This is a genomic window from Psychroserpens sp. (assembly GCF_034670085.1).
Lineage (GTDB): Bacteria > Bacteroidota > Bacteroidia > Flavobacteriales > Flavobacteriaceae > Psychroserpens.
On record NZ_JAXMOD010000006.1, the window covers coordinates 83,351 to 107,947 of the forward strand.

At 33.1% G+C, this 24,597-nt stretch carries 21 protein-coding genes and 1 tRNA gene; 14 read left to right on the top strand and 8 right to left on the bottom strand.

What is annotated here, in order from left to right:
• The first annotated feature begins 31 nt into the window (after window positions 1-31).
• Window positions 32-769, top strand: coding sequence for an SOS response-associated peptidase (locus tag VOI25_RS11200; RefSeq protein WP_323789166.1), 738 nt, complete (start codon window positions 32-34; stop codon window positions 767-769).
• 381 nt (window positions 770-1,150) lie between these two features.
• Here VOI25_RS11200 and VOI25_RS11205 read toward each other — a convergent pair.
• The 3 genes from VOI25_RS11205 to VOI25_RS11215 all read right to left on the bottom strand — a co-directional run bounded on the left by VOI25_RS11205 (window position 1,151) and on the right by VOI25_RS11215 (window position 3,105).
• Window positions 1,151-1,238: transfer RNA gene (locus tag VOI25_RS11205), tRNA-Ser, on the bottom strand.
• Between the two features lie 65 nt (window positions 1,239-1,303).
• Entirely contained in the window at window positions 1,304-2,335 is a 1,032-nt protein-coding gene (locus tag VOI25_RS11210) for an asparaginase (RefSeq protein ID WP_323789167.1), read from the bottom strand.
• 2 nt (window positions 2,336-2,337) lie between these two features.
• A complete protein-coding gene (locus VOI25_RS11215) occupies window positions 2,338-3,105 on the bottom strand; it encodes a TatD family hydrolase (protein ID WP_323789168.1) in 768 nt (255 codons plus the stop codon).
• 51 nt (window positions 3,106-3,156) lie between these two features.
• Between VOI25_RS11215 and VOI25_RS11220 the strand changes: the two genes are divergently transcribed.
• Both VOI25_RS11220 and VOI25_RS11225 read left to right on the top strand, forming a co-directional pair.
• Entirely contained in the window at window positions 3,157-3,597 is a 441-nt protein-coding gene (locus tag VOI25_RS11220) for a retropepsin-like aspartic protease (protein WP_323789169.1), read from the top strand.
• Between the two features lie 42 nt (window positions 3,598-3,639).
• On the top strand, window positions 3,640-4,275 hold the full coding sequence (locus VOI25_RS11225) for a response regulator transcription factor (RefSeq protein WP_323789170.1): 636 nt from the start codon (window positions 3,640-3,642) through the stop codon (window positions 4,273-4,275).
• Between the two features lie 705 nt (window positions 4,276-4,980).
• On the opposite strand, the gene odhB is transcribed toward VOI25_RS11225, so the two are convergent.
• Together odhB and VOI25_RS11235 are read right to left on the bottom strand one after the other, a co-directional pair.
• Entirely contained in the window at window positions 4,981-6,195 is a 1,215-nt protein-coding gene (odhB, locus tag VOI25_RS11230; RefSeq protein ID WP_323789171.1) for a 2-oxoglutarate dehydrogenase complex dihydrolipoyllysine-residue succinyltransferase, read from the bottom strand.
• A 67-nt stretch (window positions 6,196-6,262) separates the two neighbouring features.
• Entirely contained in the window at window positions 6,263-9,019 is a 2,757-nt protein-coding gene (locus VOI25_RS11235; protein ID WP_323789172.1) for a 2-oxoglutarate dehydrogenase E1 component, read from the bottom strand.
• Window positions 9,020-9,134: 115 nt separating this feature from the next.
• Here VOI25_RS11235 and VOI25_RS11240 point away from each other — a divergent pair, with 115 nt between their 5' ends.
• The gene (locus tag VOI25_RS11240; RefSeq protein WP_323789173.1) at window positions 9,135-9,662 is read left to right on the top strand and encodes an alpha-ketoglutarate decarboxylase; all 528 of its coding nucleotides are present in this window, start codon (window positions 9,135-9,137) and stop codon (window positions 9,660-9,662) included.
• On the opposite strand, the gene VOI25_RS11245 is transcribed toward VOI25_RS11240, so the two are convergent.
• Entirely contained in the window at window positions 9,659-10,009 is a 351-nt protein-coding gene (locus VOI25_RS11245) for a hypothetical protein (protein ID WP_323789174.1), read from the bottom strand. The two genes, VOI25_RS11240 and VOI25_RS11245, sit on opposite strands and share 4 nt — an antisense overlap.
• Window positions 10,009-10,983 carry a polyprenyl synthetase family protein gene (locus VOI25_RS11250; protein ID WP_323789175.1) on the bottom strand — a complete coding sequence of 325 codons (975 nt, stop codon included), beginning with the start codon at window positions 10,981-10,983 and terminating at the stop codon, window positions 10,009-10,011. The genes VOI25_RS11245 and VOI25_RS11250 overlap by 1 nt, the downstream gene beginning before the upstream one ends.
• A 124-nt stretch (window positions 10,984-11,107) precedes the next feature.
• Here VOI25_RS11250 and VOI25_RS11255 point away from each other — a divergent pair, with 124 nt between their 5' ends.
• The 10 genes from VOI25_RS11255 (at window position 11,108) to VOI25_RS11300 (ending at window position 23,956) form a co-directional block, all read left to right on the top strand.
• Window positions 11,108-11,710, top strand: a complete 603-nt coding sequence (locus tag VOI25_RS11255; protein ID WP_323789176.1) for a TetR/AcrR family transcriptional regulator — start codon at window positions 11,108-11,110, stop codon at window positions 11,708-11,710.
• A gap of 3 nt (window positions 11,711-11,713) precedes the next feature.
• Entirely contained in the window at window positions 11,714-13,036 is a 1,323-nt protein-coding gene (locus tag VOI25_RS11260) for a TolC family protein (RefSeq protein WP_323789177.1), read from the top strand.
• Between the two features lie 9 nt (window positions 13,037-13,045).
• Entirely contained in the window at window positions 13,046-14,233 is a 1,188-nt protein-coding gene (locus VOI25_RS11265; RefSeq protein ID WP_323789178.1) for an efflux RND transporter periplasmic adaptor subunit, read from the top strand.
• Window positions 14,234-14,245: 12 nt separating this feature from the next.
• The gene (locus VOI25_RS11270) at window positions 14,246-17,773 is read left to right on the top strand and encodes an efflux RND transporter permease subunit (protein ID WP_323789179.1); all 3,528 of its coding nucleotides are present in this window, start codon (window positions 14,246-14,248) and stop codon (window positions 17,771-17,773) included.
• Window positions 17,774-18,307: 534 nt separating this feature from the next.
• Window positions 18,308-20,062, top strand: a complete 1,755-nt coding sequence (gene aspS, locus VOI25_RS11275) for an aspartate--tRNA ligase (protein WP_323789180.1) — start codon at window positions 18,308-18,310, stop codon at window positions 20,060-20,062.
• Between the two features lie 45 nt (window positions 20,063-20,107).
• Window positions 20,108-20,659 carry a hypothetical protein gene (locus tag VOI25_RS11280; protein WP_323789181.1) on the top strand — a complete coding sequence of 184 codons (552 nt, stop codon included), beginning with the start codon at window positions 20,108-20,110 and terminating at the stop codon, window positions 20,657-20,659.
• Window positions 20,631-21,437: a tetratricopeptide repeat protein gene (locus tag VOI25_RS11285; RefSeq protein WP_323789182.1), complete on the top strand. Its 807-nt coding sequence runs from the start codon at window positions 20,631-20,633 to the stop codon at window positions 21,435-21,437. The genes VOI25_RS11280 and VOI25_RS11285 overlap by 29 nt, the downstream gene beginning before the upstream one ends.
• Window positions 21,437-23,215 carry a chloride channel protein gene (locus tag VOI25_RS11290; RefSeq protein WP_323789183.1) on the top strand — a complete coding sequence of 593 codons (1,779 nt, stop codon included), beginning with the start codon at window positions 21,437-21,439 and terminating at the stop codon, window positions 23,213-23,215. The genes VOI25_RS11285 and VOI25_RS11290 overlap by 1 nt, the downstream gene beginning before the upstream one ends.
• Before the next feature lie 128 nt (window positions 23,216-23,343).
• Window positions 23,344-23,571, top strand: a complete 228-nt coding sequence (locus tag VOI25_RS11295) for a hypothetical protein (RefSeq protein ID WP_323789184.1) — start codon at window positions 23,344-23,346, stop codon at window positions 23,569-23,571.
• Window positions 23,572-23,764: 193 nt separating this feature from the next.
• On the top strand, window positions 23,765-23,956 hold the full coding sequence (locus tag VOI25_RS11300; RefSeq protein ID WP_040252334.1) for a cold-shock protein: 192 nt from the start codon (window positions 23,765-23,767) through the stop codon (window positions 23,954-23,956).
• A gap of 151 nt (window positions 23,957-24,107) precedes the next feature.
• Here VOI25_RS11300 and VOI25_RS11305 read toward each other — a convergent pair whose 3' ends face one another.
• A complete protein-coding gene (locus tag VOI25_RS11305) occupies window positions 24,108-24,557 on the bottom strand; it encodes a nucleoside deaminase (protein ID WP_323789186.1) in 450 nt (149 codons plus the stop codon).
• Window positions 24,558-24,597 lie beyond the last annotated feature (40 nt).

Sequence of the window (24,597 nt, forward strand, 5' to 3'; positions counted from 1 at the left end):
TTTTCATTAATTTTAAAACAAACCAATTGTTATGTGTTTTCATACCAGTATAAGTCATCCAACTAGAAAAATAGAGCAACAATTAAAAGTCAAGTTGAGTGATGATAAGTTTAGACCTTTATTTGATACACCAAACTATCATCTTAATGGATTTTCACATCCAAACATGCTCTTGGTTCCACAAGAAAAATCTGAGATTCTTGCACCAGGAGTTTGGGGAATTGTGCCAAACTATAAATCTAAAGAAGACATAAAATCGTATTATAAGGAAGCTGTAAAGTATGGAGGAGGTCTAAATGCACGTTCTGAAAAACTATTCGAACACTTTATTTATAAGAACTCAATATTTAATCAACGTTGTATAATTCCAGTATCAGGTTTTTTTGAACCACATGATCAAAACAAGAAGAAGTATCCGTTTTATTTTAAAAATGGAAATGATAATCTATTATGTTTAGCTGGAGTTTACACTAAAATAGACACGTATATAACCTTTACCATTTTAACCAAAAAGGCATCTCCTTTATTTGAAAGAGTGCATAACTTAAAAAATAGACAGCCAGTAATTATTAATGATACTGAATTGAATAATTGGTTGTCAAATGACTTAAATGAAAATGATATTATGTCTATTATTAATACAGATTATCCAGAATCTGACCTAGAAACATATTCAGTAAGTAAGGATTTATTTAGTCCTAAAGTGGATAGCAATCATATAGACATTATAACGAAAGTCGTATATCCTGAACTTGAAATGCAACCGTGAAACAATTAATACTAGGATTGACTTCGTCCATCCCAATAAGATATGCTGGTAATTGATTAAAAGAGTAAACTAGGGTTTACTTGTTAAAACAACTAACCAAATTTACTGAAGCAAGCTTCGATAAACGATGGATTGACTTCGTCCATCCCAATAAGATATGCTGGTAATTGATTAAAAGAGTAAACTAACGTTTACTTGTTAAAACAACTAACCAAATTTACTGAAGCAAGCTTCGATAAATGATGGATTGACTTCGTCCATCCCAATTAGATTATGCTGGTAATAGATTATAATAGCAAACTGACGTTTGCCTATAAAAAAGTCCAAAGAATTTACTGAAGTAAACTTCGATAAATTCTTTGAACTTTTATAATCTATTCGCAGAGAGGAAGGGATTCGAACCCTCGAAACGCTATTAACGTTTACACGCTTTCCAAGCGTGCGCCTTAAGCCACTCGGCCACCTCTCTCTTTAATTTTGTGAGTGCAAATAACCATAAAATTTCTTAATGCTTAAAATTTGATTTGACTTTTCTTAACTCATTTCACCACGCAACGATGTTTCAAAAATAGTTTTAAAAGTTTTTATTGAAATAGCCTCTCCTAACATAAACATCAATTTGGTCAGTGCTGCTTCCGTTGTAATATCTTTTCCAGAAATTAAACCTATTTGTTTCAATTGAGAACTGGTTTCATATTGTCCCATCATAACACTTCCACCCGAACATTGTGTTACATTAATAATTGGAATTCCTTTTTTAATGGTTTGTTTCAAAAGATCTATAAACCATTTTCGTGTGGTTGTATTTCCTGCGCCATAAGTTTCTAAAATGACGCCTTTTAAACCAGTAGTATTTAGGATACTTTCTAATATAGGTTCAGAAATCCCAGGAAATAATTTTATTAAAGCAATGTTGGTATTAAAGGTTTTATGAACGACTAATTTTTTTCTAATATTTGGTTTGAATAACGCTTCTTCCGAAACATTCAAGTGGACTCCAGATTCTGCTAAATGCGGATAATTTAAAGACTCAAAAGCTTCAAAATGCTCAGCATTAATTTTGGTGGTTCGATTACCTCTATAGAGTTTGTATTCAAAGTAAAGTCCGACTTCTCGTATGACAGGTTTACCGTTTTTTTGAAGCGATGCCATTTGAATAGAAGTAATAAGATTTTCTTTGGCATCTGTTCGTAAATCTCCAATAGGTAATTGCGATCCTGTAAAAATGATTGGTTTGGCTAGATTTTCAAACATAAAACTTAAGGCCGAAGCCGAATAGCTCATGGTATCACTTCCGTGTAAAACCACAAAACCGTCAAAATCATGGTATTTGTTTTCAATAATTTCTGCAATTTGTCTCCAATAATCGGGATTCATATTACTCGAATCAATTGGATCCTCAAATGAGGTAGTATTTATATTACAATCTAATAATTTTAATTCTGGAATACGGTCAAGTAAATTTTCAAAATCAAAAGCTTTTAAAGCTCCAGTATCAGGATCTTTAATCATACCAATAGTACCTCCTGTATAAATCAATAAAATATTAGGTTGTGATTGTGACATGATTAAATTTTAAAAATTTCTTTTGAGTTTTGAGTTGTAATTTCGGCAATTTTTTCTTCGGAAACTTCATAAATCTCAGACAATTTTTCTAAAACTTTTGTGACATACGAACTTTCATTCCGTTTTCCTCTGTATGGTTTAGGAGCCAGATATGGTGAATCGGTTTCAAGAACAATATGTTTCAAATCAATTTGATTTAAAAACTGATCGATTTTGCCATTTTTGAAAGTTGCCACACCACCAATACCTAATTTCATATTATAAGACATAGCTTTATGCGCTTGTTCTAAAGTGCCAGTAAAACAATGAAAAATTCCGAAAAGTTCATCATCTTTTTCAGTTTCTAGAACTTCAAAAATTTCATCAAAAGCGTCACGACAATGAATAACAATGGGTAATTTATACTTTTTTGCTAGTTGTATCTGATGTTTAAAAGCTTCTTTTTGGATTTCTAAAGTTGACGTGTCCCAAAACAGATCAATACCAATTTCGCCAACAGCATAAAAATGACGTTTGGCAAGCATGTCTTCAACATGTTGTAATTCATCTTTAAAATTATCTTTTACAGACGTTGGATGCAAACCCATCATCAAAAACATATAGTCTGGATAATTAGCTTCAAGTTGAAGCATCGCTTCTGTATGACTAGAATCAATAGCAGGAATAAAAAAACGAGTAACCTTAGCATCTAAAGCACGTTGAACCATGTCTTTTCTGTCGTCATCAAAAGCTTCGCTATATAAGTGTGTATGTGTATCTGTAATTATCATGTTGCAAAAATAAATGTTTTATAAGACTATATTTGTAAAAAAGCAGATGATATGGAAACCTTACAGGAATTCCTTTTAAATAAGGGTTACACGAAAATTAAGTTGCATTTAACCAAGACAAATCATTTTGAGATTATAGCTAAAATTAATGGTCAAAGAGGTTTGTTTATTTTAGATACTGGAGCGTCAAGTTCATGCGTAGGTTTTGAAGCAATAGATACTTTTAATCTTAAGGCAAAAGATAGTGATATAAAAGCTGCTGGAGCAGGTGCTACAGATATGATAACTCAAGTATCAATGAGCAATAAGTTAAAAATAGGGAAATGGCAAAAAGACAGAGTTGCATTAATTTTATTTAATTTGACTCATGTAAATACAGCATTAACCAATCACAATTCTAAGCCTGTAGATGGCATTATTGGAGCAGATATTTTAAAAAAGGGTAAAGCTGTAATCGATTATGAAAAAAAGTATTTATATCTCAAGTTGTAAGATTTTATTTATCTTTATAAAAATCCCTCACACTAATAGCAAATGCCCACATCTATAATCATTGCAGATGACCATCCATTAATTCTTAAAGGCCTTAAAGATTTCCTTCTTGAAAAAGATTTTAATGTAATTGCAAGTGCAAAAAACGGAAAGGAAGCGTTTACACTTATTCATGCACATCAACCAGAGATAGCTATTTTAGATATACAAATGCCTTATCTTACAGGCTTACAAGTTGCTGAAAAATGTAAAGAAGCTGGTCTTACTACTAAAATTATCATCATCACTTTTGAAAAAAGCGAAGACATTTATAACGAGGCTAAATCTCTAGGGATATATGGATATATTCTAAAAGAGTTTGCTATAGAAGAAGTAGAACACTGTATTGCAAATGTGTTAGAGGAGAAATCTTATTTTAGTCCAGAGCTCATAGAATATTTAGAAATTACTCAAACACCAGATGAGTTAAAATCACTTACAGTTACTGAGATGAAAGTGCTACAACTCACAGCTAAAAATAAAACGGCTAAGGAAATTGGAGCCTTAATAGGTTGTTCAAATCGAACCGTTGAAAAACATAAAAGTCATATACGATCTAAATTGAAATTATCTTCTAATGCAAATAGTATAGCAATTTACGCAAAAGGTCAAGAGGAATTTTTATCAAAATATACGTAGTTCTACGTATTGTTTTATGTAAAATTATTGCCGAAGTTTGTGTTGCTATTAATTCTTTAGGGAGAGTTATTTTACAAAAAGCCTTGAGTTGTCATTGATTCAAGGTTTTTTTATGTCTTAAAATCAGAATATACGTAGTTCTACGTATTGTGTTGTATTGATTTAATTCCGAAGTTTGTAATGCTATTAATCAATTTTCCTTTTGAAAGAAAGGATAAAAGCTCTGAGTTTTTAAAGCTCAGAGCTTTTTTTATAAACTTTAAAACTTTAACATTTATTAAGATGTTGTTTTTCAGTCATTTAAAGATAAAAATTGACCGTATACGTAGAACTACGTATTGTGCCGCTTTGATTAATTGCCGAGTTTTACATTATGTTATTTATATAGGGATTATGAATAGCAACTAATTAATCTTAATTAACAAGATAATTAGTTATAGGGTGTAAAGTTCTGGGATTTTTATCCCAGGACTTTATTACAAAACAATTTAAAATCGAAACAAAATGGATACAATGAAACACAAAACAAGTGTAACCAATAAATTATTTATAACAGGCTTAATTGTTAGCGCTGTTGTAATCATTACAGTAAATATTCTTGTTAATTTTTTTTAGTTATTAGTTAGTTATTTTTATTAGGGAGAAAAAGCGCAATCCAAATCTTCGGAATGCGCTTTTTTATTTAAATAACTTATGTACTAAAGTTTACATTTCTAAAGCTTTCTTAATGTCATTATTCATTAATAATTCTGTTGGGTTTTCTAAAGCTTCTTTAACTGCGACTAAGAAACCTACAGATTCTTTACCATCAATAATTCTGTGGTCATAAGATAAAGCGACAAACATAATAGGTCTGATTTCTACTTTGCCATTAATTGCAACTGGTCGTTCAACAATGTTGTGCATACCTAAAATTCCACTTTGAGGTGGATTAATAATTGGCGTTGATAACATACTTCCAAAAACACCACCATTAGAAATGGTAAATGTTCCTCCTGTCATTTCATCAACAGTAATCTGGCCATCACGAGCACGAATAGCTAATCGTTTTACTTCAGATTCAACGCCTCTAAAGCTTAAGTTTTCAGCATTTCTAATTACGGGAACCATTAAACCTTTAGGTCCAGAAACCGCAATTGAAATATCAACAAAGTCATAGGTTAGCATTTCTTTCCCATCAATCATTGAGTTGACTGCTGGATACATTTTTAAAGCACGAACAACAGCAAGTGTAAAGAAACTCATAAAGCCAAGACCTACGCCATGCTTTGCTTTAAAGTCTTCTTTGTATTGTTTACGCAATTCAAAAATAGGAGACATATCGACTTCATTAAAAGTCGTTAACATGGCTGTTGTATTTTTAGCTTCTACTAAACGCTCAGCTACTTTACGACGTAACATAGACATTTTACTGCGAGAAGCACCACGATTTCCGCCAGTTGGAGTTCCCATAGATGGTACAGCATTTACAGCATCATCTTTAGTGATACGACCATCTACTCCAGAACCAGAAACTGTAGATGAATCTATTCCTTTTTCATCTAAAATCTTTTTCGCAGCAGGACTTGCTGTTCCTGTAGCATAAGTTTTAGATTCTGATGCAGGTTTAGGCTCTTCTTTTTTAGGAGCTTCCTCTTTTTTCTTTTCTTTTGATGCAGGTGCAGAACTACTTTCAGGTTTTGCAGCACTCGTATCTATTAAACAGACTACAGCTCCAACTTCAACAGCATCGCCTTCTTCAGCTTTTAGTGTAATAGTTCCACTTGCTTCAGCTGGTAATTCTAAAGTAGCTTTGTCACTATCAACTTCTGCAATGGCCTGATCTTTTTCAACATAATCACCATCAGAAACTAACCATTCTGCAATTTCTACTTCTGTGATTGATTCTCCTGGCGAAGGAACTTTCATTTCTAAAATCATTGTTCTGTAATTTTATTTTTTAGCGTTTATATATGTTATCAATTCCATGGATTAGGAAATAATTTATCTATCGTTGGTTATTTTTGGTTTTGTCAAAGACGTAATCAATAACTTCTTGATGACGAATTTTAGAACGTACACTACTACCAGCAGCTGGTGCTCCATATGGTCTTCGAGTTGCTGCTCTAAACGATTTAGCTTCTTCTAAATGCATTAACATATGACTATAAGCTCCCATATTTCTTGGTTCTTCTTGAGCCCAAACAATGTCATTTGCATTTTTATATTTGGCAATAGCATCTTTGATTTGTTTTTCAGGTAATGGGAATAATTGTTCTACTCTTACCAAAGCAACATCATTTCTTTTAAGTTCTTCACGTTGGTCTAATAAATCATAATAGAATTTACCAGTTACAAACACTAATGTTTTAACGGTATCTGCTTTTACAAGAGTATCATCAATAACCATTTGGAAACTTCCATTTGCAAACTCATCAACCGTTGACACAACCAAAGGATGACGCAATAAACTTTTTGGAGTAAAGATGATTAAAGGTTTTCTAAATTCAGCTTTCATTTGTTTGCGTAGCAAATGATACATGTTTGCAGGAGTCGTGCAATCCATCACGAACATATTGTCTTTTGCACATAATTGTAAGTATCGTTCCATACGGCCTGAAGAGTGCTCAGCACCTTGACCTTCATAACCATGAGGTAATAACATTACCAAACCGTTTTGAAGCATCCATTTGTCTTCTGCTGCTGAAATGTACTGATCTAACATTATCTGTGCACCATTACTAAAGTCGCCAAACTGAGCTTCCCAAATCACTAAAGTTTTTGGACTTGCCATCGCGTAGCCATAATCAAAACCTACAACACCATATTCAGAAAGTAAGGAGTTATAGATATAGAAGTTACCTTGTTTCTCACTAATTTGATTGAGTAACAATATTTCTTCTTCACTATCTTCTACTTTTACAACAGCATGTCTATGAGAAAATGTGCCACGTTCTACATCCTGTCCGGAAATACGCACATCAAATCCTTCTTCTAAAAGTGTACCATAAGCTAAATGTTCAGCCATAGCCCAATCTAATTTGTCTTCATCAAACATAGTTTGACGAGATTGTACAAGACGTTCAATTTTACGAATGAATTTTTTGTCTTCAGGTAAATTTGAGATCACTTTGGTGATTTTGGCAAGACCTTCTTTTGGAAAAGTAGTGTCAATAGGTTGCATCATTTTATCCTCAACAACGGTTTGAAAATCTACCCATTCATTTTCCATAAATGGTGTGATGACTGTTTTATCTATTTTTCTAGAGTCTTCTAATTTCACCTCTAGTTTATCTTTATATTCTTTTTCTAATTCCGCAACATAACCCTTATCGATTACACCTTCTGCAATTAATTTTGCGGCATAAATATCTCTAGGGTTTTGATGTTTTGAAATGGCTTTATACAATTTAGGTTGAGTAAAACGAGGTTCGTCACCTTCATTATGACCGTATTTTCTGTAGCCTAATAAATCAATAAATACGTCGCGTTTAAACTTCATTCTAAAGTGTAACGCAAATTTCATTGCATGAACAACAGCTTCAGCATCATCAGCATTTACATGCATTACTGGAGATAGTGTAACTTTTCCAACATCTGTACAATATGTACTTGAACGACCATCTAAATAATTAGTAGTAAACCCTATTTGGTTATTAACAACAATATGTATCGTTCCATTGGTTTTATAGCCATCTAATTGTGCCATTTGAACCAACTCATATACAAGACCTTGTCCTGAAATTGCGGCATCACCATGAACTATTATTGGTAATACTTGTGAAGGGTCATCACTGTAATTGTGGTCTTGTTTAGCTCTAACAATACCCTCGACAACAGCACCAACAGTTTCTAGATGTGAAGGGTTTGGAGCAATATTCAAATTGATTCTTTTTCCACCATCTGTGACACGATTACTCGTCCAACCTAAATGGTATTTCACATCTCCATCAAATACTTTCTGTTCATAATCTTTCCCATCAAATTCACTAAAGATGTCTTCAGCAGATTTTCCAAAAATATTTGTCAACGTACTTAAACGACCACGATGAGCCATTCCCATTACAAATTCTTTTACACCATGATTTGCAGCATTTTCTATAAGAGTATCAAGGGCAGGAATTAAGGATTCATTACCCTCTAGTGAAAAACGTTTTTGACCAACATATTTTGTGTGTAAAAAACTCTCAAAAGAGACTGCTTCGTTTAGTTTTTTTAGGATATACTTTTTTTCTTCGGGCGAAAACTGTGGTTGATTATCATTTATATTTAATTTGTTTTGAATCCACTGAATTTCTTCAGGTTTTCTAATATACATGTACTCAACACCAATTGAATCGCAATATATTTTTTCTAAATGATCTATAATGTTTTTCAGTGTTACTTTTCCTAAGCCCAAAATGTCTCCAGCTGAAAAAATGGTATCCATATCACTTTGTGAGAGTCCGAAATTTTCTATTTCAAGTGTTGGCGCATATTTTCGTCTTGCACGAACAGGATTAGTTTTCGTAAATAAATGACCTCTATTTCTGTAACCGTCAATAAGTTTTACAACTTGGAATTCTTTTTGCACAAGCTCCGGAATCTGAGTCGTGACACCTTCTGTAATTTCACCATCCATTCCATAGCTTTCACTACCAAAGTCATAGCCTTGAAAAAAGGCTCTCCAACTTGGTTCAATAGAATCAGGATTTTTTTGGTATTGTTCGTATAAATCAGCAAAGTATGCTGTATGTGCTGCGTTTAAAAAGGAATATTTATCCATTATTTGGTGTAAGTCGTTTTCGCTTCAACAATATTTAGTCAAAAATACAACATTTACTAAAAATAGGTATGTTTTTGATATATTTATAGATGTAATTTAACTCAAATTTTAGATAATGAATTTTTCATCTCTTTTTAATTGTAAAACCTACGTGTTTGTTTTGTTTTTTTTGGCTAGCTCATTGGTCTCTTTTTCACAAAATGAAGATTATGATTTTTGGAGTCATGTTCGATTTGGAGGTGGTTTAGGTTTAAGTTTTGGAGATGGGTTTTTTAGCGGAACCATTGCGCCAAGTGGAATTTATGAGTTTGATTCAAATTTTGCAGTTGGAGTAGGTTTAAATGCTACCTATAATAAGCAAGATAATTTCTTTAAGTCTACTGTTTTAGGAGCTAGTCTTATTGGATTATTTAATCCAATTGAAGAATTACAAGCGTCTGCAGAATTTGAACAACTTAATGTGAGTCGTAAATTTGATAACCCAATATATAAAGATGATAATTATTGGTATCCAGCTTTATTTATGGGATTGGGTTATGGAAATGGTAATGTCACCTTCGGAATTAGATATGATTTGCTTTATAACAGAAACAAAAGTATTTATGCAGATCCTTGGATGCCGTTTGTAAGAGTGTTTTTTTAAGAATACACATTTCGAAACCAAACTTTCTGCCACTCGCGTTGTAGTATCAAAAATGTAACATCTTCAGACAGTTTTAGAGTATCACTACCATCTAATTGTTTAATTTTTAGCTCTGAAACATCAATGATATATAAAAGGTTGAGGTAATCGGCAAATTTCTCTTGGATGAGTTTAAAAACAACTTCATGCAATAGGTATTTAAGACTAGTAGGTAAAATAGTAATATCAAAATCGAGATCAATATTCGCAAGCAAAAAATCTTTATTGATTTGTTGTATGAGTTTTGAATAGAGCTTTAATGTATCAGCTTCAGAAATTAAATCCTCAAAAGTTTGTGGTAATTGCATTATACATTTCTTGTCATTAAATCGTTCCCAAATGCTCGTAATGCATTTTTATGGTCTTCAGAAATTCGTATACGCTCTAAAACTGAGAATGCCTTATTTGTATAATTCTCAATTTCCTTTTTAGTTGCCTCTGCCGAACCACTAGATATGAAAAATTGTTTTACAGTATCTATTTTTTCACTTGGGTCTGAAGGATTAACGCTATATAAGTGCTCTAATTGTCGTTTGTCATCAGTACTAGAAAACTCTAAGCCTTTTAAATATAAATAGGTTTTTTTATTTTCAATAATATCACCTCCAACTTGTTTGCCGAAAGTTTCTGGATTGCCAAATGCATCTAAATAATCGTCCTGTAACTGAAACGCAATTCCTAGATTTTTGCCAAACTCATAAATTAAATCTTGACAACTTTCCGAAGCATTAGCAACAATTGCTCCCATTTTCATGGCAGCACCAACTAGAACAGCTGTTTTGTACTCAATCATTCTTAAATACTCATGTATAGTAACATCATCACGAGTTTCAAAATCAACATCATATTGCTGTCCTTCACAAACCTCAAGCGCAGTTTTACTAAATAATTTTGCTAAGTCCTGAAATACTTTTGGCTCATAGTTTTCAAATAATTGATACGCCATAATTAGCATAGCATCGCCAGAAAGAATTCCTGTATTCACATCCCATTTTTCATGAACAGTGTCTTGTCCACGACGCAAAGGAGCATCATCCATAATATCATCGTGAACTAATGAAAAATTATGAAAGACTTCCACACTTAAAGCAGCATTAAGTGCTTTTTTATAATCACAATCGAAAATTTCTGCAGTCATTAAGGTTAAAATAGGTCGTAAACGTTTTCCGCCAAGTTGAATGATATAATTAATTGGATTATAAAGCGTAGACGGTTCTTTAGGTTTTATAAAAGTTTCTAGGTGTTTTAAGAACGCCTCCTGATAAGATTGAATATTCTGCATTGCACAAAAATAATGTAAATGCCTAAATCTACAATCACACTTTAACTATATGTTAAAAAAACATTAAAACTTTGGAAACTATTTTTGTTTTTAAAGTTTCCTGTTGTAGCTTTGCAGTCAAATTATGAGAGAACAAATTATACATAAGTCGACTGAATTGTTTTTAAACTTAGGGTTTAAAAGCGTGACAATGGATGATATTGCTAGTGAAATGGGTATTTCTAAAAAGACGATTTACGTTCATTTTAGTAATAAAACCAAATTAGTTGAGGCAGTAACCTTCAACTTGTTCGACAAAATTTGTGGTGGAATTGACAACATTTGTGAAAAAGCGCCAAACCCAATTGAAGAATTGTATTCAATTAAAATGTTTGTAATGCATCACTTAAAAAATGAAAAGGCATCACCACAATACCAACTCAAAAAATATTATCCGCAAATACATGCCGCTTTAAAATTTAAGCAATTTGAAAAAATGCATCAATCTGTTCAGGAAAGTTTAGAGCATGGCGTTGATACAGGAGTTTTTAGAGATACAATTGATGTCGATTTTATTTCGAGGATGTACTTCACAGGAATGACAGGTATTAAGGATAATATGTTTTTTCCGCCAGAACACTATCAAATGGACTATCTCATGGAAAGTTATCTCGAATATCACCTGCGAGCTATTGTAACCGAAAAAGGGATGACCATATTAAATAATTTTATTAAAAACCAATCATAAATTATGAGACAATCACTCATATTAGTTATTTGTTTAATCTCAGTTTCTGTTGGATATTCTCAGGAGAATACTAATAGTTTTTCTTTACAGGAAGCTATAGATTATGCTTTAGAGAATAACAGGCAAGCAAAAAATGCAACTCGAGATATCGAAGCTGCAAAACAGCAGAAATGGGAAACTATTGCAACTGGATTACCTCAAATAAATGGTAATGTAAGTTATATTAACAATGTCAAACAACAATTTCCTGGAATTGATTTTAATAATGATGGTGTATTAGATTTTGGCGCCAAACAAAATATAACACCTTCAGCCACATTAAATCAACTCATCTTTGATGGTTCATATTTAGTTGGCTTGCAATCTGCAAAAGTGTTCTTAGAAATTTCAGAAAATGCTAAAGTAAAAACAGATTTAGAAGTGAGAAAATCTGTTATTAATGCCTACGGAAATGTGTTGTTAGCTGAAGAGAGTGTGAAAATTTTTGAGAGAAACGTAGATGTTTTAGAAAAGAATTTAAACGATATCACTAAAATCTATGAAAACGGACTTGAAGAAGAGGAAAGTGTAGAGCAACTAAAAATTACATTATCCAGTGTTCAAAGTAATTTGAGTAATACGTCACGATTAAAAGATTTAGCCTATCAAATGTTAAATATAACCTTAGGGTTAGACATAAATAATGCGACACTTTTAACAGATAATCTTGAAACATTAGCAGTGCAAAACATGCAATTAGATCTCTTAGAGACTGAAACCGATGTTGAGAATACGATCGATTTTAAAATTGCAGAGAATGATAAAGTTTCTAAAGAACTTCTGGTTAAGCTAGAACATAGTAGAGCCTTGCCAACTTTAAGTGGGTTTTTAACTGGATCATATATAGGCAATAATGATAAATTCCGATTTTTTAGTAGTAGTCAGGCTTGGGCAGGCACAGCTGCTTTTGGTTTGAGTCTAGATATACCGCTTTTCGGATCTGGTTTAAAAAGCGCGAGAACACAGCGAGCAAAAATAAACTTAGAAAAATCTGTAGACGATTTAAGTGAAACAGAACAACGCTTAAAATTACAAATAGAATCAGCTAAAAGTGATTTTAAATTTGCCATTGAAGAATTTGAAAACAAACAACAAAATTTGGAATTAGCTGAACGCATTGAAGCTAAAAATCAAACCAAATTTTTTGAAGGTATTGGCTCAAGTTTTGAACTCAGACAAGCACAAACGCAATTATATACAGCACAACAAGAATTTCTACAAGCTATGTTAGAAGTTATTAACTCTAAAGCGACATTAGAAACAATCTTAAACACACCAATCAAATAATATAAACCAATGAAACAAATCATAACTATTGCCTTTATAACTCTTTTTATGGTCTCTTGTGGAGCAGATAAAAAGACAAGTGTTGAAGATATTATTGCTTCAAATGACTTAGAGCAAATTAGAACTAAGAAAACAGAGCTTGATGCTCAACAACAAGAATTAGAACTTCAGTTGAAGCAATTGGGCTTAAAAATTAAGGAATTAGATCCTCAAGAAAAAATCCCATTAATAACAACCTTCCCAGCTCAAGAAAGCGAGTTTATTCATTATGTTGAATTACAAGGAAATGTAGATACTAAAAAGAATTTGGTCATTTATCCTGAATACTCTGGAATCTTAACAAGTGTGTTTGTTAAAGAGGGTCAAAATGTTTCAAAAGGGCAAACGTTAGCAAAAATTGATGATGGTGGTTTAAGTCAGCAAGTAGCACAATTACAAATACAAGCTGATTTAGCAAAAACTACTTTTGAACGTCAAAAACGACTTTGGGAACAAAATATAGGAAGTGAAATACAATATTTACAATCTAAATCTACTTTTGAAGCTCAGCAAAAAGCTGTAAATCAATTACAACAACAAGTGGCTAGAACAATAGTAAAAGCACCTTTTTCTGGAACAATTGATGATGTCATAACCGAACAAGGTAGTGTTGTCGCTCCAGGTCAAACGGCTTTATTTCGTATTGTAAATCTTGATGAAATGTACATTGAAACTGATGTTCCAGAAAGCTATATCACAACTGTTTCAGAAGGCAAAACTGTTCAAGTTGATTTCCCAGTTTTAGGAATGACTATGGATGCGAAAATTCGGCAAGCAGGAAGTTTTATCAATCCAGCAAACCGAACATTTAAGGTTGAAGTTGCAATTCCTAATAAGGATAAAAATATTAAGCCAAACTTAACTGCTAAATTGAGAATTAACGATTATACAAACGAAAAAGCAATTTTAATCCCGTTGAGTATCATTTCAGAAAATGCTAATGGCGAACAGTATGTGTATACCATTTCTAATAAAACAGATAGCATAGCTACTGCTAAACGCACGATTATTACGACCGGAAAAACGCAAGGCGACGATATTGAAGTCTTAACAGGACTAACTAGCAATGATGAAATTATTCAAGAAGGTGCTCGAAGTGTTAAAGATGGACAAGAAGTTAAAATTCTAAAAATGGAATCTAACCAATCTTCCAACTAAATTTAGCATCAGATGAACAAGAAAAAGAAACAAGTAGATAAAGAATTTATACTATCGTCGTGGGCCATTAATAACAAAACCACAATGTATGTTCTAATTACCTTAATCTTAATATTAGGTACTGGTGCATATTTTAGTATGCCACGTGAGAATTTCCCAGAAATTAAAGAGACGAAAATTTATATCAGTTCAATATATCCTGGAAATACTGCTGAAGATATTGAGAAACTAATTACTGATCCTATAGAAGACAAGTTAAAAACAGTTAGTAATGTAGTTGAAATCACCTCTACTTCACAAGAAGATTACTCCATTGTTATTGTAGAATTTGATGAAAATATTTCGGTAGAAGCTGCAAAACAGAAGGTTAAAGACGAAGTAGATTCTGAAACAGCTAGTGAGGATTGGCCAACATTCAATAGTGCAAAAGTAGAACCTAATGTGTTTGACTTGAGCATGTCTGAAGAAATTCCAATTTTGAATATTAATATCTCTGGTGATTATCCAGTGGATAAGCTTAAAGAATATGGCGAATATCTTGAAGATGAGATTGAAGGACTTTTAGAAATAAAACAAGTTGATATAAGAGGAGCTCAAAAAAAAGAGGTTGAGGTTGCCGTAGATATCTATAAAATGATGGCTGCTCAGGTCAGTTTTAATGATATCATAAATACAATTAACAACGAAAATATGACCATGTCTGCTGGTAATTTTATTTCTAGTGGACAACGACGAACGATACGAATTCTTGGTGAAATTGAAGACCCAAAAGAATTGGAAAGCTTTGTAGTAAAGAGTGAAAATAACAACCCTATTTACTTAAGAGATATCGCAAAAGTAACCTTTAAGGATGAGGATAAAACAACGTATGCGAGAGAGTTTGGAGCACCTGTAGTGATGCTGGATGTGAAAAAGCGTTCGGGAGAAAATATGGTTGCAGCAGCTGAAAAAATTAGATCTATTATTCATGATGCGCTTGCAAATACATTTCCTCCTGACTTAAAAGTTACTGTGGCTAACGACCAATCTGAAAAGACCATTGGTCAAGTAGATGATTTAGTGAATAATATCATCTTCGGAATTATTCTAGTTGTAACAGTGTTAATGTTCTTTTTAGGCTTTAAAAATGCCTTGTTTGTTGGTTTTGCAATTCCAATGTCCATGTTCATGTCCTTGATGATTCTGAATTTATTAGGATATACCATGAATACCATGATACTCTTCGGGTTAATTATGGGTCTTGGGATGTTAGTTGATAATGGTATTGTGGTAGTAGAAAATGTTTATAGATTAATGCAAGATGAAGGCATGAGTCGTGTTGAAGCCGCTAAGAAAGGCATTGGGGAAATTGCATTTCCAATTATTATTTCAACATTAACGACGGTTGCTGCCTTTGTTCCACTTGGACTTTGGCCAGGCGTTATGGGACAATTTATGATATACTTTCCGGTGACACTTTCGGTAGTTTTAGGTTCGTCTCTATTTGTGGCTATCTTTTTTAATTCGGTATTAGTATCACAATATATGACCATTGAAGACAAGGAGATGCCATTAAATCAAATCATAAAAGTGTCTGCAATATTAACTGTTATTGGCTTACTGATATTCGTGTTTGGTGGTGCTTATCGAGGATTAGGTTCTGTTATGATTTTTACTGTTGTATTACTATGGTTGTATAGAATCTTCCTAAGAAAATGGGCCAACAATTTTCAATCAAAAACCTTACCTAAACTTGAAAATTTCTATGAAAGGACTTTAAGAGGTGCTCTATCGGGAAGGAAACCGGTTGTCATAAGTATTGGAACCGTCATTTTATTGTTTATTGCTTTTGGAGGCTTTGGCGCATCAATCGGAAGTCAGCGTACTAAAGTTGAATTTTTCCCAGACAATACACCAAACCAAATTATAGCATATATAGAATATCCGGAAGGAACAGATATTCAAAAAACAAATGCAATTACTAAAGATATTGAACAACGCGTTTATAATATCATTAATGATGATTCGTATAAAAATGGAGGTTATAATTTCTTAACCGAAAGTGCTGTATCTCAAGTAGGAGAAGGTGCTGGTAATCCACAAACCGATGGAGGTTCAGCAGCCGAAATGCCACATCGAGGAAAAATTACAGCTACCATGCGAGAGTACAAATATCGTGAAGGAGCAGATAGTAATGAATTATTGAAAAAAGTTCAAGATGATTTAGAAGGTATTTATCCAGGTGTTGCAATTTCAGTTGAAAAAGATGCTGTAGGTCCACCTGCAGGATATCCAATTAATATTGAGTTAGAAGGAAAAGATTACGAAGAGCTCATTGCAACAGCAGAGCGCATGCGTGATTTTATTAATACCAAAAATATAAGAGGTATTGAAGAATTAAAAATTGATGTAAATCGTTCAAAACCTTCAATGCAAGTTAATGTTGATCGTAAAAAAGCTGGAGAATTAGGCATTTCTTCAGGACAAGTTGGACAGCAATTACGAAATTCTATTTTTGGAGCTAAGGCAGGAATTTATAAAGAAGATGGTGACGATTATGACATCTATGTTCGCTTTAATGAAGAGAATCGTTATAATAAAAGTGCCATTTTTAACCAGAAAATTACTTTTAGAGATATGGCTTCTGGTCAAGTCAAAGCCATTCCAGTTTCGGCAGTTGCAAGTCAAAGCAATTCTTCTGGATTCAGTGCAATAAAACATAAAGATGTTGAGCGCGTAGTGACAGTCTATTCTGCTTTAGCAGCTGGTTATACAGATGCTGGCGCAATTGTATCTGAAATTCAGAATGAAATGAAATCGTTTCATGATAAACCGGAAGGTGTCAAGATTGATTATACTGGTCAGATTGAAGAGCAAAATAAACAAATGGCCTTTTTAATGTCTGCCTTTTTTATTGGTCTTGGACTTATATTTTTCCTTTTAATTTTTCAGTTTAATTCAGTGTCTAAACCAGGTATAATAATGCTTGCCATTTTCTTAAGTCTTATTGGTGTATTTGGAGGTTTGATTATTACAGGAAAAGCTTTTGTAATCATGATGACCATGATGGGAATTATTTCACTAGCAGGAATCGTGGTAAATAATGGCGTTGTTCTTTTAGATTATACACAATTGTTGGTTGATAGAAAGAAAATCCAACGAAATCTCGAAGAGGATCAATACCTTGAAAAAGACGATTTATTAGACGCTATTATAAAAGGTGGAAAAGCACGTTTACGTCCAGTATTACTAACAGCAATCACAACGATTTTAGGACTTATACCATTAGCGACTGGATTAAACATTAATTTCTTTACACTGTTTAGTGAGTTTGATGCAAATATTTATGTAGGTGGTGACAACGTAATTTTTTGGGGACCATTAGCATGGACTGTAATCTACGGATTATTTATCGCTACATTCTTAACACTTATTATTGTACCAATACTGTTTTTCTTAGTGACTAGATTTAAAATGTGGATGAAAGGATCAAAGACTACGGCAGAAGTTGTACCTGAAGAAACAATTAATATGGATAAAAGAATTGAAACGCAATTCTAACAGAACACATTTGATTTCAAATCGATGTGCAATAAACCTTTTAGGGAATTAGAAAAGGTTTGATTAATAGCAGAAAAAGCCACAACGTAATGTTATGGCTTTTTCATTATAATTACTTGGAATTTCGACAAGGTCGAAAGAAACGATTTTCAGAAATAATGAGTTTAGAACGCTGTTGAATAACTCAATTTAGCATTGAATATCTAATGTTCGTTAAGAAATATGATTTTAAATGGATTAAGGAAGGATGTGTAGCAATTTCCAAATAAATCGGTTTGATTTTTTGGTTCGTTTTGCATCAAGGCAAAATAAACAGATACAACGTCCTATTCATAATAGGAATTAATTATCAATATTAACCTTTATGAGAATTTTAGTTTTGGGTGTAGATTTGCAAAAGTGATTTAAAATTATGTTCAAAAGACAATTATTTAATACTTTCTTTTTCATTTTGATAACTAATACAATCAAAAACTGGATTTAATTATTCATAATCATTCAACTTCATTAAATTTGCATCTTTAATAAAATACTATGTACAGAAGTCATAATTGTGGTGAATTAAGAGCATCACATATCAATACAGAAGTTACCCTTGCAGGTTGGGTTCAAAAATCGCGTGATAAAGGATTTATCGTTTGGGTAGATTTACGTGATCGTTACGGAATGACACAATTAGTGTTTGATGAAGAACGAACGTCGAAAGAAATGATGCAACAAGCTCAAGATTTAGGTCGTGAATTTGTAATTCAAGTCAAAGGTAAAGTTATTGAGCGTGCCTCTAAGAATCCCAATATGACAACAGGTGATATTGAGATTTTAGTGTCTGAATTAACCGTTTTAAATGAAGCGCAATTGCCACCTTTTACCATTGAAGATGAAACCGATGGTGGTGAAGAATTACGTATGAAATATCGTTATTTAGATATTCGTCGAAATCCAGTAAAAAACAGTTTGATCTTTAGACATAAAGTAACCCAAGAAGTTAGAAATTACTTGTCAAAAGAAGGCTTCATTGAGGTTGAAACACCATATTTAATTAAATCAACGCCTGAAGGTGCTCGTGATTTTGTGGTGCCATCGAGAATGAATGAAGGTCAGTTTTATGCTTTACCTCAATCGCCTCAAACCTTTAAGCAATTGCTTATGGTTGGCGGAATGGATAAGTATTTTCAGATTGTGAAATGCTTTAGGGATGAAGATTTACGTGCTGATAGACAACCAGAATTCACACAGATAGATTGTGAAATGGCCTTTATTGAGCAAGAAGATATTTTAAATGCTTTTGAAGGTTTAACTCGTCACTTATTAAAAGAAGTGAATGGAGTTGAGGTAGAAAAATTTCCAAGAATGTTGTACGATGATGCGATGCGTCTTTATGGAAATGATAAACCAGACATTCGTTTTGGAATGCAATTTGGTGAGTTAAATGAGGTTGCTCAACATAAGGAATTTGGGGTTTTTAATGCTGCTGAATTAGTTGTTGGTATTGCCGTTCCTGGCGGAAATAGTTATACAAGAAAAGAAATTGACAAGCTAATTGATTGGGTAAAGCGTCCACAAGTTGGTGCATTAGGAATGGTATATTGCAGGTATAATGAAGATGGAAGCTATAAATCTTCAGTTGATAAATTCTACGACCAAGACGATTTAGCAAAATGGGCAGAAGTCACAGGTGCAAAACCTGGTGATTTAATCTGTGTGCTATCGGGAAACACTAATAAAGTTAGAGCGCAATTGAGTGCATTGCGTATGGAATTAGCAACTCGTTTAGGATTAAGAGATCCTAAAACATTTGCTCCTCTTTGGGTTATGGATTTCCCTTTGTTAGAATGGGATGAAGACACAGAGCGTTACCATGCTATGCATCATCCATTTACATCACCAAAACCTGGACAATTAGAATTACTGAAAACCAATCCAGGCGATGTAAAAGCAAATGCTTATGATTTAGTTCTCAACGGAAACGAAATTGGTGGAGGATCGATTCGTATTCACGATAAAGAAACACAAGCTTTAATGTTTGATTATTTAGGTTTTACGCCTGAAGACGCTAAAGCTCAATTTGGATTCCTTCTGGATGCTTTTCAGTATGGAGCTCCTCCTCATGGTGGACTTGCATTTGGTTTAGATCGACTAGTAGCAATACTTGGCGGACAAGAAACCATTCGAGATTTTATTGCCTTTCCAAAAAACAATAATGGTCGAGATGTTATGATTGATGCACCTGCTCCAATTGATGATGAGCAATTAACAGAGTTAAGTTTAAAACTCAACTTAAAATCATAAATTAAAAATCCTGCATCATGCAGGATTTTTTAGTAGATTTAATCAATGAGAACAAAGAAAGTTTTTAAAATTTTAGGAATTATACTTGGTTTAATTGTAATCACGATTGGCTGCTTTATTGGTTATGGCTATTATATGTTTAATTCGAGTTTAATGCCAGAACATGAGCCTTTTGAACATGCCTCTCATTATATTGATCCCGAAACAGCTTTGCTAAATGAAAACTTTAAGGTTTGTGATGAAAATTACATTGCCCAATATTACAACACACAAGAATTGCCTTATCCAAATGGAAAAAACAGGTTTAGAAATTATATAAATCTAGCTTATGTAAATAATAATTATTCAGATTCTGGATATTTAAATATAAGATTCATTGTTAATTGTGAAGGTGAAGTAGGTCGCTTTGTCATTCATGAAAACAATTTAGATTTAGAACCTACCACATTTAACGAAAATTTAAAGAAACAACTATTTAAACTTACGTCTGAAGCAAAAGGATGGAAACCTACAGTTCTATGGGAAGAGAATAGAGATTCCTATATGTATGTATCATATCGAATAGAAAATGGAGAGATTACTGAAATTATTCCTTAGTATAGCTGTTGCATTCTCCGCTCTGTCTTGTGATAGTAAAAGAGAACGTGCTGAAGCTGTTTATAAAAGAGCTATTCATTACCCTCAAGGATCAATGATGAGTATCAATGGTATAAAACGCGCAACAGAAATTGATTCAACTTATGATGAAGCCGTAAGAGAATTATCTGTAGCATACCTTAAAAGAGGATTGCCGCATAAGTGGAAACCACAAATAGATAAAGCAATTGAGTGCGCACCTTCTTTGTGGCAAGGTTATCGTGGCTATAATTATTTATGGTTTTATAGAGATTATAAAAAAGCCATTGCCGATTTTGATGCCACAGATTCGTTAACACCAAATTTTATTGATGCTCCTCAAGGTCATAGTGTTGATTATTGGAGAGGGATTTGTTATTTGGGACTTAAGGATTACAAAAATTCAATTGCTTATTTCGATAAGTATATCAACACCGAAATTGAAGAATCAGGAGAGGATTGGGTTGAGGTTACCGCATTTTTATATCGAGGAATTGCCTATTTCGAAACGGAAAATTACGACCAAGCTCTGTTGAATTTTGAGAAACAACTTCAATATTCAAGAAACCAAAGTGCTGATGCAAAATATTACAAAGCTCTAATTTTTAAATTTCAAGGTAGAATTAAAGAAGCTATGGTTTTAATTGAAGAGGCTATAAATGATTATAATATTGGTTATTATAATAATAGACCTTATGTAGAAACACTAAGGCAAATTTATCCAGAAGATTTAGATGCTTTTAGGTCTAATTTAAAATAATGCAAATACAGACCATCATAAGACGAATCCTAGTTCTACGATATAAATACATATCGCAGAAAAATTTCGTGTTTTTATTAGCCATGCTTATTGGATTGTTATCTGGATTGGTTTCTGTAACGATTAAAAATATCACCTATGGTATCGAGTGGGTTTTAGATCAATTAGCCATAGTATCAGAAAACAGTATTTACTTTATTCTACCAGTTATCGGACTTTGGCTCGTCTACTTATTTGTGAAATATGTATCCAAACAAAAAGTTGAACATGCCATACCAAGTATCCTGTTTTCGCTTTCAAAAAAAAATGGTTTATTAAAGCGAAGCAAAATTTATTTACCTTTAATTACTGCACCAATTACAGCAGGTTTTGGAGGATCTGTTGGATTACTTGGTCCTGCAATTGCATCAGCATCAGCAGTGAGTTCTAATATTAGCCAGTTGTTTCATGTTGATCGCAAAACAAGAACGCTATTAATAGGTTGTGCGGCAGCTGGAGCTATTGCGTCCATTTTTCAGTCACCAATTGCTGCCATCATTTTTGCTATTGAAGTCTTTAGCCTTGATTTAACGTTTGCGTCCTTATTACCCTTGTTAATTGCTTCGGTATCTTCAGTGTTAACGTCCTACTTTTTCGTTGGAAACAGTTTACTTTTTAATTACAGCATTTCAACACCATTTGCATTAAGAGACACTTTATTTTTTATCATTTTAGGTATCGGAACTGGAATAGCTTCAATCTATTTCTCTAAGATTTACTTTGCGGTTTACAAATTTTTTGAACGGTTTAAAACGAGTGGACAAAAACTCATTGTAGGAGGTTTGGCCATTGGAGTGATGTTGTATTTTATTCCACCACTATATGGTGAAGGTTTCGGGTTTATTAATGATCTACTCGATGGCAATCACTTACACGCTCTAGGAAAAACGCCTTTTGATGATTACTTAGATAATATTTGGGTTGTCATTGCCTTACTTATCGGAATTACAATTTTTAAAGCTGTAGCTATGACCACAACCTTTGCGGCTGGTGGAGCAGGTGGAATTATCATTCCAACAATGGTTATGGGTAGCGCCTTAGGAAATGTGGTGGCAAAAATTATTAATAATATCGGACTAGGATTTCAGGTGTCTGAGTCTAGTTTCACACTTATTGGAATGGCAGGTTTAATCGCAGGCGTATTGCATGCACCTCTTACAGCTATTTTCTTAATTGCAGAAATTACAGGTGGTTATCAACTGTTTGTACCTTTAATGATCACCGTTTCGATGTCTTTCATTATTACTAAAAGTGCAGTAGACCATACAATCTACACTAAAGAATTGGCAGAAAAAGGAGAACTATTAACGCATGACAAAGATCAATCGGTTTTAACATTAATGCGTCTAGATAGCGTAATAGAACAAGATTTTACGGTGTTATCTCCTGAAATGTCTTTAGGTGAAATGTTGCATCAAGGTGTTGCAAAATCGAGTCGAAATTTATTTCCAGTTGTTGATGAACAGCAGCGAATGGTTGGTATAATTTTATTAGATAATATTAGAGATGTTATGTTTGATCAAACACTTTATGAATCCACAACTGTTGAAACCTTTATGCATAATCCACCAGAACTTATATATTATGAAACGGACTCGATGAAAATGGTCATGAAAAAATTTCAAGATACTGGAGCTTGGAACCTTCCAGTTATAAAAGATGAAATTTACTACGGATTTATTTCTAAATCGAAACTATTAACTGCTTACAGACGAGAATTGATTAATTTTACATCTTAACCTAAATTATAAAAACCAAGTGTCAGGTTGAGCGCAGTCGAAACCTTTTAGAATATGAAAAAGAAAAATAGCTTCCGATTAAGTTCAATATAATAAACTAATGCATTCTGATTCAAAACAATAGTTTTATGAAATATAGTATCCTTATCGCCTTTTTAGTCTCTTTTGGAAGTATAGTTTGTGGCTTTTTATTAGACGTAGCATATGCTCAAAAGTTAATTGGCTTTGGTGTTTTAGGACTAGTTGTATTTGTTTTTCCGTTGTTTTCATACTACCGATGGAAAGATAAAGACATCAAGGATTATATGTTGACAAAAGAGAATCTGGATAAGATGCGTGAGAATCAGAAAAATTGAAACTATTTATACTGTTTTACCATTTTAAAGTATCATATCTAACCAATTTAATTGGGCTTAAGCATTAAACCCCAAGGTCTTAGTATTTTAGCCTTTTAGGTTTCAATAATTTAAAAAATTATAATAAATTTACAAATGGCATTATTTTATGCCGTACATTTGTACATTAATTAACATATATATTTTTATTACAATGACTGGAACAGTTAAATTTTTCAATGATTCAAAAGGATTTGGATTCATTACCAACGACGAAACAGGAAAAGACATTTTCGTACACGTATCAAACCTTAATGGTGTTGAGTTACGTGAAGGCGATAGTGTAGAGTACAACGAAGAAGAAGGAAGAAAAGGGATGGTTGCCGCTAACGTGCAAGTTCTCTAAGAGATATACTTTATTACAGTTTCAACGTCTAACGAAAGTTAGACGTTTTTTTTGTCTTTTTTCGTGGCGTTACCACAAGGGTCGTGCTTTCACTACTCGCTTTCTGCGAAGAGCTCAAACAGACCGTTTAATCACTAACACAAATTGTAACTTAGTTCAAATTTCGTTTTTCAATAAAGAAGCGTTTCATTAACTCAGAAGCTTCATCGGCAAGCACACCAGAAACTATTTCCGTTTTAGGATGCAGTGTTGTTCCTAAAGTTTTAAATCCTCGTTTCTCGTCTGATGCACCATAAACAAGTTTAGAAATCTGACTCCAATACAAAGCACCAGCGCACATCTGGCAAGGTTCTAAGGTCACATAAAGCGTGCAATTAGTTAAGTATTTTCCGCCTAAAAAGTTGGCGGCAGCAGTGATGGCTTGCATTTCGGCATGAGCAGTAACATCGTTTAATAGCTCAGTAAGATTATGAGATCTGGCAATGATTCTATCCTTAATAACCACAATAGCACCAACAGGAATTTCACCTTTATCAAAAGCATCTTGAGCCTCTAATAAAGCTTTTTTCATAAAGTATGTATCGTCAAAAGGGTTTTCCATTATGAAGTATATTCATAATCAAAAATACAATTTCAAATGG

Excerpts from the sequence above, each read along its gene's own strand:
- VOI25_RS11270 (WP_323789179.1), top strand. The coding sequence starts at position 14,246 with ATGAACAAGAAAAAGAAACAAGTAGATAAAGAATTTATACTATCGTCG.
- VOI25_RS11225 (WP_323789170.1), top strand. The coding sequence starts at position 3,640 with ATGCCCACATCTATAATCATTGCAGATGACCATCCATTAATTCTTAAA.
- VOI25_RS11245 (WP_323789174.1), bottom strand. The coding sequence starts at position 10,009 with ATGCAATTACCACAAACTTTTGAGGATTTAATTTCTGAAGCTGATACA.
- VOI25_RS11305 (WP_323789186.1), bottom strand. The coding sequence starts at position 24,557 with ATGGAAAACCCTTTTGACGATACATACTTTATGAAAAAAGCTTTATTA.
- VOI25_RS11280 (WP_323789181.1), top strand. The coding sequence starts at position 20,108 with ATGAGAACAAAGAAAGTTTTTAAAATTTTAGGAATTATACTTGGTTTA.
- VOI25_RS11300 (WP_040252334.1), top strand. The coding sequence starts at position 23,765 with ATGACTGGAACAGTTAAATTTTTCAATGATTCAAAAGGATTTGGATTC.
- VOI25_RS11290 (WP_323789183.1), top strand. The coding sequence starts at position 21,437 with ATGCAAATACAGACCATCATAAGACGAATCCTAGTTCTACGATATAAA.
- VOI25_RS11265 (WP_323789178.1), top strand. The coding sequence starts at position 13,046 with ATGAAACAAATCATAACTATTGCCTTTATAACTCTTTTTATGGTCTCT.
- VOI25_RS11260 (WP_323789177.1), top strand. The coding sequence starts at position 11,714 with ATGAGACAATCACTCATATTAGTTATTTGTTTAATCTCAGTTTCTGTT.
- VOI25_RS11240 (WP_323789173.1), top strand. The coding sequence starts at position 9,135 with ATGAATTTTTCATCTCTTTTTAATTGTAAAACCTACGTGTTTGTTTTG.
- VOI25_RS11235 (WP_323789172.1), bottom strand. The coding sequence starts at position 9,019 with ATGGATAAATATTCCTTTTTAAACGCAGCACATACAGCATACTTTGCT.
- VOI25_RS11215 (WP_323789168.1), bottom strand. The coding sequence starts at position 3,105 with ATGATAATTACAGATACACATACACACTTATATAGCGAAGCTTTTGAT.
- VOI25_RS11250 (WP_323789175.1), bottom strand. The coding sequence starts at position 10,983 with ATGCAGAATATTCAATCTTATCAGGAGGCGTTCTTAAAACACCTAGAA.
- VOI25_RS11200 (WP_323789166.1), top strand. The coding sequence starts at position 32 with ATGTGTTTTCATACCAGTATAAGTCATCCAACTAGAAAAATAGAGCAA.
- VOI25_RS11255 (WP_323789176.1), top strand. The coding sequence starts at position 11,108 with ATGAGAGAACAAATTATACATAAGTCGACTGAATTGTTTTTAAACTTA.
- VOI25_RS11210 (WP_323789167.1), bottom strand. The coding sequence starts at position 2,335 with ATGTCACAATCACAACCTAATATTTTATTGATTTATACAGGAGGTACT.
- odhB (WP_323789171.1), bottom strand. The coding sequence starts at position 6,195 with ATGATTTTAGAAATGAAAGTTCCTTCGCCAGGAGAATCAATCACAGAA.
- VOI25_RS11285 (WP_323789182.1), top strand. The coding sequence starts at position 20,631 with ATGGAGAGATTACTGAAATTATTCCTTAGTATAGCTGTTGCATTCTCC.
- aspS (WP_323789180.1), top strand. The coding sequence starts at position 18,308 with ATGTACAGAAGTCATAATTGTGGTGAATTAAGAGCATCACATATCAAT.
- VOI25_RS11295 (WP_323789184.1), top strand. The coding sequence starts at position 23,344 with ATGAAATATAGTATCCTTATCGCCTTTTTAGTCTCTTTTGGAAGTATA.
- VOI25_RS11220 (WP_323789169.1), top strand. The coding sequence starts at position 3,157 with ATGGAAACCTTACAGGAATTCCTTTTAAATAAGGGTTACACGAAAATT.